At 59.7% G+C, this 11,934-nt stretch carries 7 protein-coding genes and 1 pseudogene; 7 read left to right on the forward strand and 1 reads right to left on the reverse strand.

Features of this window, described 5'->3' with window-relative positions:
• The first annotated feature begins 571 nt into the window (after nucleotides 1-571).
• A complete protein-coding gene (locus tag AC0L2U_RS21135) occupies nucleotides 572-3,478 on the forward strand; it encodes a trifunctional glycosyltransferase/class I SAM-dependent methyltransferase/polysaccharide deacetylase (RefSeq protein ID WP_473602612.1) in 2,907 nt (968 codons plus the stop codon).
• 157 nt (nucleotides 3,479-3,635) lie between these two features.
• Nucleotides 3,636-3,853: pseudogene (locus tag AC0L2U_RS21140) on the forward strand (IS1595 family transposase); the annotation flags it as partial.
• Here the strand turns inward: AC0L2U_RS21140 and AC0L2U_RS21145 are convergent.
• Nucleotides 3,850-4,932: a RelA/SpoT domain-containing protein gene (locus AC0L2U_RS21145; protein WP_292699561.1), complete on the reverse strand. Its 1,083-nt coding sequence runs from the start codon at nucleotides 4,930-4,932 to the stop codon at nucleotides 3,850-3,852. The pseudogene AC0L2U_RS21140 and the gene AC0L2U_RS21145 overlap by 4 nt on opposite strands.
• 569 nt (nucleotides 4,933-5,501) lie before the next feature.
• Between AC0L2U_RS21145 and AC0L2U_RS21150 the strand changes: the two genes are divergently transcribed.
• From AC0L2U_RS21150 to AC0L2U_RS21170, 5 genes are all read left to right on the forward strand, one after another.
• The gene (locus AC0L2U_RS21150; protein ID WP_127396654.1) at nucleotides 5,502-5,765 is read left to right on the forward strand and encodes a hypothetical protein; all 264 of its coding nucleotides are present in this window, start codon (nucleotides 5,502-5,504) and stop codon (nucleotides 5,763-5,765) included.
• A complete protein-coding gene (locus tag AC0L2U_RS21155; protein ID WP_127396655.1) occupies nucleotides 5,749-6,012 on the forward strand; it encodes a hypothetical protein in 264 nt (87 codons plus the stop codon). Before AC0L2U_RS21150 ends, AC0L2U_RS21155 begins: the two co-directional genes overlap by 17 nt.
• A 336-nt stretch (nucleotides 6,013-6,348) precedes the next feature.
• Nucleotides 6,349-7,740, forward strand: a complete 1,392-nt coding sequence (gene eglC / locus AC0L2U_RS21160; RefSeq protein ID WP_292678486.1) for an endo-1,3-1,4-beta-glycanase EglC — start codon at nucleotides 6,349-6,351, stop codon at nucleotides 7,738-7,740.
• A gap of 101 nt (nucleotides 7,741-7,841) precedes the next feature.
• Nucleotides 7,842-9,587: a type I secretion system permease/ATPase gene (locus AC0L2U_RS21165; RefSeq protein WP_127811238.1), complete on the forward strand. Its 1,746-nt coding sequence runs from the start codon at nucleotides 7,842-7,844 to the stop codon at nucleotides 9,585-9,587.
• Nucleotides 9,587-10,897: an HlyD family type I secretion periplasmic adaptor subunit gene (locus AC0L2U_RS21170; RefSeq protein ID WP_127811239.1), complete on the forward strand. Its 1,311-nt coding sequence runs from the start codon at nucleotides 9,587-9,589 to the stop codon at nucleotides 10,895-10,897. Before AC0L2U_RS21165 ends, AC0L2U_RS21170 begins: the two co-directional genes overlap by 1 nt.
• Nucleotides 10,898-11,934 lie beyond the last annotated feature (1,037 nt).

Here is an 11,934-nt window from a genome sequence, read left to right on the forward strand (position 1 = left end):
TTCCAGCGGGCAGCATATTGCCTCTCGCTCCGCTATATACTGCCACCATCAGCTTCCGGCGCGAGCTCAACAGTAGAAGGAGAATCTTCTTTTCACACGAGGAATCGCCGATCGAGAATGCAGCCCGGAATCGCGGTGTTTCGGTCGATAGGAGAGAGCAATAGGCCCCAATAGCTGGCAGTCATTCAACCAAAGCTTCAGTGGGCTTGCATTGTTGCGTCGTCGATTGCAAAGGACGCCAGTTTGCCATAGCCAAGTGCCAGGGACCGCAGCTTGTGGTCATGGTGCCGATTTCAGGGACATGAGTATGCGGCATGTTGGTTTTGACGTGCATCTGCGACAGCCGGCGCCCGATCTCGGCGGCACGGATGAAATGCTGCGCCAGGCTTCTAACGTCGCTAGCAGGACAGGAGCAAGCTCGCCCTGCAGCCAAATGGAGGCGCGACGGCTCGGAAGAGGTCACGGGAGACTGTTTGGACGCAGCATCCTCGATGACCGTTTCCTTTGGCGGGAAATCGCCGGCTATGTCTTGGGACTCTTGCACCTTCGAACCAGGCGTGGGTAAGACGGCATGGCGCATAATCCATTGGTTTCAGTCGTGGTTCCTGCGCACAACGCAGAGGTAACGCTGGCGCGCGCACTCGATTGCCTCCTCGATCAGGAAATCGTGGATTGGGAGGCGATCATCGTCGACGACGCCTCCGCGGACCGCACCCCCGCGATCATTGCCGGTTATGTGGAGCAAGATGCCCGATTTCGGACGTTGAGTTCTTGCGCGCATGGCCCCGCCGGCGCGCGCAATAGCGGGATTTCGGCGGCGCGCGGCCACTGGCTCATGTTTCTGGATGCACACGATTGGGTAGACGCCAGCTTCCTCGCGAAAATGCTAGCCGCACTGGAGGCCGCGCCCGATTCAGTGGCCGCCTATTGCGGCTCTCAGTGCGTGACGCCCGATGGCGAACTTATTCCGTTGAGCGTCTCGTCAGAGGTTGCGGTCCAGCCCTTTGAAACATTTGCCCGCCGGTGTGCCATCGCCACTCACGCGCTGCTGGTCGACCGGGAGACAATCGTCGAGTTAGGCGGTTTCGATGTGTCGCTGCGCACATGCGAGGACTGGGATCTGTGGCAGCGCCTCGCCCGTCTCGGCAGAAATTGGGTAATGGTCGACGAGCCGCTCGCCTTTTACCGGGCTAGCTCCAACTCGCTCACCCGCAATTCATCTCAGATGCTGGCCGACGCGGAAATCGTGATCGCCCGTGGCTTCTCTGCCGACTCCAGAGTCAAACACCCGGTGACTATCCACGCCAACGGAGCGAACTCGGCGGATGGCCGCACCGCTTCCGAAGCACTCGCGTGGTTCGCATTTTGGAGCGCCGCGTCGGATTGCGGCGGCGGCTCGGGCTCGATCAACCCGCAGTCCCTGCGCGCGCTTCCGGCCGGACGCAAGTGGGCGAGTGAGATCGCCAAGGTAGCCGTCAACGGCCTTGCGGTGGGAAGCCTGTCTGTGCCGGCGCAACTGGCTGCCAGGTGGGGAAGGTTCGGCGGCGCCATCACCGAATTGATTACCGAACTCGGCAAGGTCTGGGCCAATCCCGCGGCGGCTCGCCGCATCCAGTATCAGCTTGAGCAAATGCTTCTCGACGCCGACGATCTTGGCGCGCCGCGCAGGCTGGCGCGAACACTTGGAATCCGCGTCGACGCTCGAAATCCGACCTCGACCGAACTGCCGGAAGGAATCGACCAAATCTATGCCTACCTGATGATGGATGGCCACATCGAGGCCGTCGTACAATTCGGCGTGCTCGGGACAGTGACAAGGGATCATTGGATTGAACTGATCCGGAATTTCGCACCGCAAAAAGAGGCTGGCGCCAACACTCCGAACACGCTTCCAGCCGGGGCATTGTCAGGCACAGCCGAACGCGGGCCTGATCCGGACAGCCACTTCGGCAAACTCGCGCGATTGGCTGCGCAAGCGCGGGAATTGGCCCGGTCGAGCGCCGAACCAGCGGAGCCTCCCGCGGCGCCGCGCCGCGCACGGCACAGGCACGACAAGGATCGCACGTCGTTCTGGAATGGCTATTTCGCGACCGAGGATCCCTGGAACTACGGTTCGTCCTATGAGCAGGAAAAATATGAGCGGCAGCTCGAGATTCTGCCTGCGGGTCCCATCGGACGGGCGCTTGAGCTCGCCTGCGCGGAAGGCCACTTCACGCGGCAGCTGGCGCCGCGAGTGGGCCATCTGACCGCAACCGACATCTCCGCCATAGCCGTCGGACGGGCCCGCGCGCGATGCAGCGATCAGCCGAATATTGAATTCGGCGTACTGGATTTCTCCGCCGACACGCTGCCGGGTGAGATGGATCTGATCTTCTGTTCGGAAGTGCTCTACTATCTGGATGATCTCGCCGAGTTGCGGCGCATTGCCAAAAAATTCGCAGAGGCGTTGGCGCCTGGCGGCAGTTTCATCAGCGCCCACGCATTCGTGCTGCGTGACAATGTTGAAAGGACGGGCTTCGACTGGAACACATTCGGGGCACAAGCGATCTCAGAGGCGCTTGCAGCGACCGAAGGTCTCGTCCTCGAGCAGTCGATCCAGACCGAGCTCTATCGCATAGACCGATTCCGCCGCCTGTCACCGGACGATGTGGTGACGGAACCGAGGATTGATCATGCGCCGATCCGCGCGCCTATCGGACTCGGGGTCGCCCGAAATATCGTCTGGGGCGGGGCGCGGGCCTTGCGCCGCGACGTCGCGCGCAGCGAGCGGCGGCCACGTATCCCTGTCCTCATGTACCACAGCGTCGCCGAAGAAGGTCCGGCCGCCCTCGCCCGTTTTCGGCTAACGCCCGCCGCATTCGCCAGCCAGATGGCATGGCTGCGCGCCAATGGCTTTCACGCGACCACGTCCGAGCAACTGGAACGGTCCATCGCCAACCGTCAGCCTTTCGCTGGCCGCCCAGTGCTCATCACCTTCGATGACGGCTTCCAGAATTTTGCCGACCATGCCTGGCCAACCTTGCGCGCGAACGACCTGACAGCGGAAGTGTTCCTGGTGACTGATCTGGTGGGTGAAAGCGCGCAGTGGGATTCCGAAAACGGTCCGCCGACGCAGCTTATGGATGCCGGGACGGTGCGGCGGCTCGCCGCCGAAGGTGCGTTCTTCGGAAGCCATCTCGCGACGCATCGCGCGATCGATGGTCTGTCGAGTTCTGACTTGGCCGCCGAACTGCTGCGCTCTCGTATGTTCATCGAACATTGGACCGGTCGGCCAACCTCGGCGTTCGCGGCACCCTTCTCTGTCACCGACCGACGGCTCGGCAGACTGGCCAAGGAGTCCGGCTATCGGATCGGCTTCGGCAGCAGACACGGGCCGGCGGACCTTAATTGCGATCCCATCGACCTCCCACGCATCGAGATTCGCGGGGATCGCTCGCTCGACGACTTTGTCGCCACCGTCGAGGCCATGCTCGATTAAACGGTGAATTTGTCACGGTCATCGGTTCCGCTCACGTGCGCAAGATCGACGAAACGCTCCGCACTCGCCAGACTGCCGCGATCGCTCGATGTCACCCCAAGATCGGAATGACCTGCCCCGGCGGCTGAGTAAACACTGCCAAAATACCCGGCGCATCAGCATATTCAAGCGTGGCATGCGTGGCACCTATCAGCCCTGCGCAGAAAGCATCTGCACCGCTACCTCTCCGAATATGGCTTCCGCCATAATTCACGCGCAGCCCCTGGCATGAACGACGATGCGTGGGCCGGTCGCAGCCTTGATGGTATCGTCGGCAAACGCTCGGGTTACTTCATACGGAAGCGACGCCGCTTAAGCCGGCCCAGTGCAGGCTAACTGTATTCGGTAGCCGCTTTTCCCGAGCAGATGGATTTCAGATTACGAGAAAATAAGTAAACGTCTCCGAAGTAGTTCGGATACATTTCAGCAAGCTTTTCTTTCTTATCCACCTCGACCAAGACAGCCTTCACCTCACTGCCCCTTAGCTCGATTTTTTGCTCGATCTCTTTCAATTTCCGTGCGCCTGATATAATTGACTCGAAATTATCGATAGTCAGTTTATGATCTTTCCCATATTGAAGCAAAAAGTATCTAGTTTCTTCCGCTTTCTGTATAAAATTCTCTTGGCAGCGGGTAGTATTATTGATTTTTTCTAGTATGCCGATCGCATCTATACGCTTGTTGAGATCCCGCAATTCTCGAACCCGGTCATTGTGATCCGGAACACTTACATGAACGGGGCACTGCTCAACGTGCGCGAATTCCGCCGACATAAGCTGGAAAAGGCGAAGCCAATCTTGGTCGCCCTCTCCGTGCTTCAAATCCTGGCCCCGGAATAGCCCGACAGCCTCAACCGCAGTTGCCCATGAGTGCTGAAGCTTGGTACGAACTTGCAACTCGATGCGTCGTCCATCGAAAGCCTCGGTGTCGGCATCTCGGGATCGGTATTTGAAAACAATATGGTGACTTCGATACCCGTCCGGCTTCGGCTCATCGATATAGTTAAACTCCCTAGAGTGGATCTCATGGGGGAACTTGTCTCGCATCGATGCGAGAAGCGAGCGAACACCTTTGATATCGGCCATGATCGCTCGGCAACCGCAGATGTCGTTCATGGTGTCCAAATTGGTGGTGGACTCTCGAAGCTTCCGACGAATGGATGCCATGCGCTTTGGCCGGGATGCCATGTCGCCCTCCAGTCGCAGGGCTCTTATGTGATGTCGGACAGAGAACCGAACGCTGCGCATCGGCAGAAAGTGCGAGTCGCGCCAGCTATTGGCGATTGAAAAGATTTCGAGTGCGTCCACATACTGGCCGACAGTGATGTCTCGTCCGAACTGAATAGGTTTTGCCAGCCGGTCGCCTGCCTTGCGAACGGCTTTCATGCTGTAGGCAAGGCGCGGGTACTCAGTCATTGGAGCCAAGAAGTCATGGTGGCCCGCCTCATTCTGGACTGGCGGGACTATCGCAGGGGAATCAGATCCCAAGAGTCATATCCGTTTGGGTAAGCGAAGTACCATAGCGCGCGACATCGTATCTCCGCGAGCGAGATACCGTCTCGGCCGTATCTGCCTAGATCGCGCCCCTGGACATGACGCGGACTTACATGCCGCCACGCTCAGGCGGCTTTCCACTACAGCCATCGCCGCCGCCGACACCGAACCATCGCCACCGCACACGACCACAAGGTCGGCCATTTGGCGCAGGCGAACTATGTCACTGGCAATCTCCGGCAAGACCTCGAACGGGGCGGATTTCAGATCGTCCTTCGGCGCGCCGCTTTGATGCTCCGGAACGTCGCCGACGTCCCGCTGGAGCCTGCGACAGAAGATGCGCTCAAGCCCATTGCCGGAGAGATTTAAATCGGCAGGGCCAGATCGGCCTGGCTCCTGTAAAATCTGGAGCCGAGTCGCGATTGGCCGGAACCAAACAGAACAGCCGTAATTATCAGCCGAGGGACCGCAACCGCATAGGAAGCGGAACGATGGCTGAAATTCTTGATTTCGAACTTGGCAGTTCAAGGTTGCGCGTCAAACGCGCCGAGAAATCGTTGAAGCGCGCAGAGGAAGGAACGGACAGGAAAAATGGCGTGGTGAATATCGCCCTGTGCTGCAGGATCCGGGCAGCTCAACAGCGCGTGACGGAGGCCCCGGGAGCGCCAGACCAATATCTATACGTGGGCGGCCTCCAAATCACCCCGAATGGACATGAAATGGCGAGGAGTTGCCGTCATGACAATACTGTTTGAGCCGCTGGACTCGGATTACCACAAGCGCAGCGTGCTTTATCACGCCACGCGGTTGTCGATGCTCCACGATCGAATGCTGATGCGTTTCAACAAGGTTGACGAAGCGGCCGACAAGGTTGAAGCCGCAGCGGCCGTGCTGGTCGATGTCACCCACGGCTCTGCCGTCGACGCGTTCCAAGACGCGGTGTTCCGGAATTCGTCGGCAGATTTCCTTCAGATGGAAACAGGCCAGACCCTTGGGCTCTGAACTGCGAGGGATGACGCCAGTGTTTCGGCAGCTAGGGCCGCCTGCGCCCTGCGAGACGGTGTGCAACCGTCAACCCGGAGCGGCCTCCATCGCCGGCGGCCCGCTAACGCCGGCGTTGCTGGCGCAAGTTCGCCGCCCCTTTCGGACGCCTTCATTGTGGTTTGAGTGCGCCGTCGAAAACAGTCTCAAGTTCCCCACTGACGGCCTGACGGACGCGCCCGGACCCTCCGCATTTACTCTTTGGTAACCCTCCCACGTTGGAAGACAAAACGTATCGGCTCCTTTTGCCTTCCATCGTGTTAGGGCTTGGAACAAACCAACGGAGCTGTGAGTAAAATGGCCACCGTAACCAACGCCAAGGGTGTTCCGCTCCCCTATAGTGGGTCCTCCGCAAAGTGGTACTCGGCAACGAATTCGGGCCCGGCCCTCTACGGCAGCATCTATAACGATTCGCTGTATGGCGACGGCAGCGTCAGCGTCACGATGTATGGCGGCAAGGGCGACGATATTTACTACCTGTACTCCGCGAAAAACAAAGCGGTGGAGCTGCCCAACGAGGGCATCGATACGATCTCGACCTGGATGAGCTACAGGCTGCCGGCGAATTTTGAGAATCTGACTGTCACGGGCGATAAACAATATGCCTTCGGAAACGCTCTGAACAATATCATCGTCGGCGGTTCCGGCCAGCAGACGCTCGACGGCTTGAAAGGCGACGATGTTCTCAAGGGTGGCTCCGGCGCTGACATTTTTGTCGTCAAAACGGGCAATGGCAGCGACCTCATTCTCGACTTCGGCGCCGACGACACCGTGCGCGTCGGAGGCTACGGCTTCACCTCCTTCGACCAGGTGCATGCCAACATGGTGCAGTCGGGATCGAACGTCCGACTCACCCTGTCGCCAACCGAGTTTCTCGTCTTCGCCAACAAGACCATCGACCAGTTCAGCGCCAACCAGTTCGATCTCGCCCTGGACAAGTCGCATCTGACGCTCACCTTCTCGGACGAGTTCAATACGTTGAACCTGCACAGCGGTTCTGGCGGGACCTGGGATACGAACTTCTGGTGGGGTGCTCCGAACGGCAGCACGCTCACCACCAACAGCGAGCTTCAGTGGTATATCGACACCAGCTACGCCCCCACGAGTTCGGTCAACCCGTTCAGCGTCCAGGACGGTGTTCTCACCATTACGGCCGCCCGGGCTCCCGACGCGATCAAGCCCTACATAAACAACTATGATTACACGTCAGGTCTGTTGACGACCTACCATTCCTTCGCACAGACCTACGGTTATTTCGAAATTCGAGCCGACATGCCCGAAAAGCAGGGTGCATGGCCGGCCTTCTGGCTTCTTCCGGCGGATGGCTCCTGGCCGCCGGAACTGGACGCCGTGGAGATGGTCGGCCAGGATCCCAACAAGCTCACCCTGACCAGCCACTCGAATGCGACGGGGTCGCATACGAAAGTGACCTCGACCGTATATGCAGCGGATACCGAAGGGTTCCACAAATATGGGGTGCTTTGGACCCCAAGCGAGCTGGTCTGGTATTTCGACGATGTCGAAGTTGCCCGCGCACCAACGCCTGCCGACATGCACAAGCCAATGTATATGCTGGTCGACCAGGCTGTCGGCGGCATGGCGGGAGCGCCCGCCGACGGGCTTGCCACCCCTTCTGAAATGCACGTCGACTATGTCCATGCCTACGCGCTGAATGATTGGTTCATCTAGGTGCCATGCTGAAAGATGGAGTGAAACCGACACCCTTCGCCAACCGGTCTTGGACGCGTTCATTGCCGCTTACGCCCGCGCTGGACCCGAGGTGAAGGAAGATGTCTCACATCCATCCATCTGAGCCGCCGCGAACGACGCTCACGGCGATATTCGCTTCCTTTCGCCGGGCATTCGTCGGCATCGCCTTGATGAGCGGGGTCGTCAACGTCCTGGCGCTGACCGGCTCGTTCTTCATGCTGCAGGTCTACGATCGCGTCATTCCCGGCCGCAGCGTGCCGACGTTGGTCGGCCTTTGCGTGTTTGCGGGCACGCTGTTCGTCTTTCAGGGCGTCCTCGAACTGATCCGATCGCGGCTGCTGGTGCGTATCGGCATGGCGCTCGATGCGCGGCTCAGCGGGCAGGTCTACATCGCACTGATGCGTCTGCCGTTGCGCACGAAGCTCACCGGCGATGGCTTGCAATCATTGCGGGACCTCGATCAGGTCCGGTCGTTCCTGTCGAGCGCTGGGCCGACCGCGCTGTTCGACCTGCCTTGGATGCCGCTTTACCTCGCAATCTGTTTCCTGTTCCATTTCTGGATCGGCATGACCGCGCTGCTCGGCGCCGTCATTCTGTTTGGCCTGACCTTGCTTGCGGAGGTGCGCACCAGGCAGCCCGCGAAACGTGCCAACACGCAGGCCGCTGCGCGCAACACGCTGGCGGAGGCGACGCGCCGCAATGTCGAGGTGCTTCAGGCAATGGGTTTTGGCCCACGCATCGCCGAGCGCTGGTCAGGCATCAACGCCGACTATCTCAGCACCAATGCCAAGGCGAGCGATTTGGCGGGGACGCTCGGAACGACATCGAAAGTCGTGCGCATGATGCTTCAATCCGGCATCCTGGCGATCGGCGCCTGGCTCGTCATCCATCAGGAGGCGACGGGCGGCATCATGATCGCCAGCTCGATCATGATGAGCCGAGCGCTGGCACCGATCGAACTCGCGATCGCGCATTGGAAGAGCTTCGTCAGCGCCCGACAGGCCTGGGCGCGCCTGACTCAGCTTCTGGGGCTGCTGCCCGAGGCAGCAACAAGTGTCTCGCTTCCGCCACCGTCGTTTCGCCTCTCGGTAGAGGGCATCAGTGTGGCGCCGCCGGGCGAGCGTCGCCTTGTCGTCCAGGATGCGGGCTTCGTGCTGCAGAAGGGCGCCGGCCTCGGCATCATCGGTCCGAGCGCTTCGGGAAAATCCTCGCTCGTCAGAGCGATCGCCGGTGTCTGGCTGCCAGTGCGCGGTACCGTCAGGCTCGACGGTGCGACGCTCGACCAGTGGTCGTCGGAAGAACTCGGCAAGCATGTCGGTTATCTGCCGCAGGATGTCGAGTTGTTCGATGGCACCATTGCCGAGAACATAGCTCGCTTCGAACCCCAGCCCCCCTCGGACAAGATACTGGCCGCCGCGCGCGCCGCCGGTGTTCATGATCTGGTGGTTCACCTGCCTGAAGGTTATGAAACGCGTATCGGCGAGGCCGGGTCGGCGCTTTCGGCGGGCCAGCGACAGAGGGTCGCCTTGGCGCGTGCTCTCTATGGCGATCCGTTTCTTGTCATACTCGACGAGCCGAATTCCAATCTCGATGCCGACGGCGAAGCCGCCTTGACGGCGGCGATCCAGGGCGTGCGCGACAGAGGCGGCATGGCCATCGTGGTGGCGCATCGCCCGAGTGCATTGCAAAGCCTTGACCAGATCCTTGTCATGACGAACGGCAGTATCCAGGCCTTTGGCCCGAAGAATGAGATCATGACCAAGGTGACCCGCCCCATCAGTGTTCCGTTAAAAGTTGTCTCAAGTCCTGAAGAGGCGGCGCTCTGATGGCGGAGAGGGCGACATCGGTGATCGATCGGACCATTCGACGTTATCTGCTCGGCGGCGTTGCGACCTCCATCCTTCTGGTCGGTGGAGCGGGCAGCCTTGCAGCGGTGACCGACCTCTCCGGCGCAGTCATTGCCTCGGGAAAGCTGGTTGTCGATTCCAGCGTCAAAAAGGTGCAGCATCCAACCGGCGGCGTGGTCGGCCAGATCTTCGTGCGCGAAGGCGATGCCGTGCAAGCGGGACAGGTTTTGATTCATCTCGATGAAACCGTCACCCGCGCCAATCTGGCCATTGTCACCAAGAGCGCGGATGAACTCGATGCCCGCCTGGCACGTCTCAAGGCCGAGCGCGACGGTGCGGACGCCATCGGTTTTCCGCCGTCGCTGATGTCTCGGCGGGACGATCCGGATGTCAGCGGCACAATGGCCGGAGAGCAGTCGCTCTTCGAGTTCCGCCGGCAGGCACGCGCTGGCCAGAAGGCGCAGTTGGCGGAACGTATCTCCCAGCTCGCCGAAGAAGTCTCCGGCCTGACCGAGCAAAAGGACGCCAAGAGCCAGGAAATCAAGCTGATCGGAACCGAGCTCGCGGGCATGCGCACACTATGGCAGCGCAAGCTGGTCTCGATCGATCGCATCACCGCTCTCGAGCGCGAGGCCGTGCGGCTGGAGGCTGAACATGGGCAGCTGACCGCCGCGATAGCGCAGTCGAAAGGCCACACGTCGGAAATCCGCCTGCAAATCATCCAGATCGATCAGGATCTGCGCAGCGAAGTCGCCACCGAACTGCGTGAGGTCCAGGCAAAACTCTCGGAACTCGTCGAACGCAAGGTATCGGCCGAAGACCAGCTCAAGCGCATCGACATTCGCAGCCCGCAGGCCGGCGTCGTCCTTCAGCTTGCCGTACATACGATTGGGGGTGTCATCACTGCGGGCGAACCGGTCATGCTCATCGTGCCGGTCGCGGACCAACTGACCGTCGAAGCCCGTGTCGCGCCACAGGACATCGATCAGCTGAAACAGGGGCAGGAGGCGACGCTGCGGCTTTCGGCCTTCAATCAGCGCACAACGCCTGAACTCAACGGAACCGTCAGCAAGATCTCCGCCGATCTCAGCACCGACGAGCGCACCGGCGCCGGTTATTACACCGTGCATATCGTTTTGCCGCGCACGGAACTTGCCAGACTCAAAAGACTGACCCTGGCGCCCGGCATGCCGGTCGAGGTGTTCTTCTCGACCAGCAGCCGCACGATGCTGTCCTATCTCGTCAAGCCCCTGGCCGATCAGATCCAGCGAGCATTCCGGGAGGAGTGAAACGCGCCCGGGCTGCAACGACCGGCCGCTCCCCGTCGCGAGCTCTTCATTGGGCCTGCCGCCTGCATGATGCTGCCGGCGGGCTCGGGTGTCACAACCGAAATCGATGACCACGACAATCCCTTTTCGAACCGACGTGAGGAACATGCATCCGCAAGCGAAGTTCGGAATTTGCATGGTGTGAGAACACTCCCTCCCTCAAGTCCAAGCTCTGGTGCAGGGCCCGTCGCTGTGACCTCAGCGGCGGGCCTACCTGCAAAAGCCGGCAAGCGTTAAATCTTTTCATAAGGCTGGAACCTGTTTCTGAAATCGAAGTTGGGTTTGCAGCTTGGCTTCCAACCCCGGCCAAGCCTCAAAAGCAAGGCCCGCCGCTGTAGTTGTGTCCTCAGTGGCGGGCCTATTTCGTCTGTCGCCCAATGTTATATAAGTATTTTCTAAACTAATAGAACATCCAATGAACGTAAAGGGAGTGAAATGCATGTATCAGACCATTGGATTTCAAGAATAAGACTTTGGTCTGCTAAGAAATAGCCCACCATCAAGGGGCGATAGCGGGCTTTAAAGCCGCTAAAAGCCTCGCGGAATCGGCCGCTATACTGCGATATTTTGACTGTGTCTAATAGTTCTGGATTGTGGATTGTCGGAAACGTACAATCGCCCGTTATTATCCGGCACAACTATTTTCGCGTCAAACGCTCCACGGTCTCAATAATGGCCTTCGCCAGCGCTCGGACTAGCTTCAATGCGGCGCGTTCGCCAATTTCTTCGGTTGCCACAGGGGCATCGATTCCACGTAGCAAAAAGGGAGGTCGGCACGATCAACTACCAAGCACCGGTGACGGTGAGCGTGCCGACCAATCTGGGCACAAAGGTGGCTAAATGACCAGACCTACAAGCTACTGGCAGAATGAAAGCGCAGCAATTAGTCCCGATGGCCTAGACTGCCCGTCAAGCGATTCCGCGATCACACCATAGGCATTAAAGCCGGTCATATATTAGCTTGTGCTTGCGGCGGCCCACCCCCCCCCCCCCCCCCC

The organism is Mesorhizobium sp. WSM4808 (assembly GCF_055811675.1).

Bases quoted from the DNA above. Each gene is read 5' to 3' on its own strand.
- eglC (WP_292678486.1), top strand. From the start codon at position 6,349: ATGGCCACCGTAACCAACGCCAAGGGTGTTCCGCTCCCCTATAGTGGG.
- AC0L2U_RS21150 (WP_127396654.1), top strand. From the start codon at position 5,502: ATGGCTGAAATTCTTGATTTCGAACTTGGCAGTTCAAGGTTGCGCGTC.
- AC0L2U_RS21165 (WP_127811238.1), top strand. From the start codon at position 7,842: ATGTCTCACATCCATCCATCTGAGCCGCCGCGAACGACGCTCACGGCG.
- AC0L2U_RS21155 (WP_127396655.1), top strand. From the start codon at position 5,749: ATGACAATACTGTTTGAGCCGCTGGACTCGGATTACCACAAGCGCAGC.
- AC0L2U_RS21145 (WP_292699561.1), bottom strand. From the start codon at position 4,932: ATGACTGAGTACCCGCGCCTTGCCTACAGCATGAAAGCCGTTCGCAAG.
- AC0L2U_RS21135 (WP_473602612.1), top strand. From the start codon at position 572: ATGGCGCATAATCCATTGGTTTCAGTCGTGGTTCCTGCGCACAACGCA.
- AC0L2U_RS21170 (WP_127811239.1), top strand. From the start codon at position 9,587: ATGGCGGAGAGGGCGACATCGGTGATCGATCGGACCATTCGACGTTAT.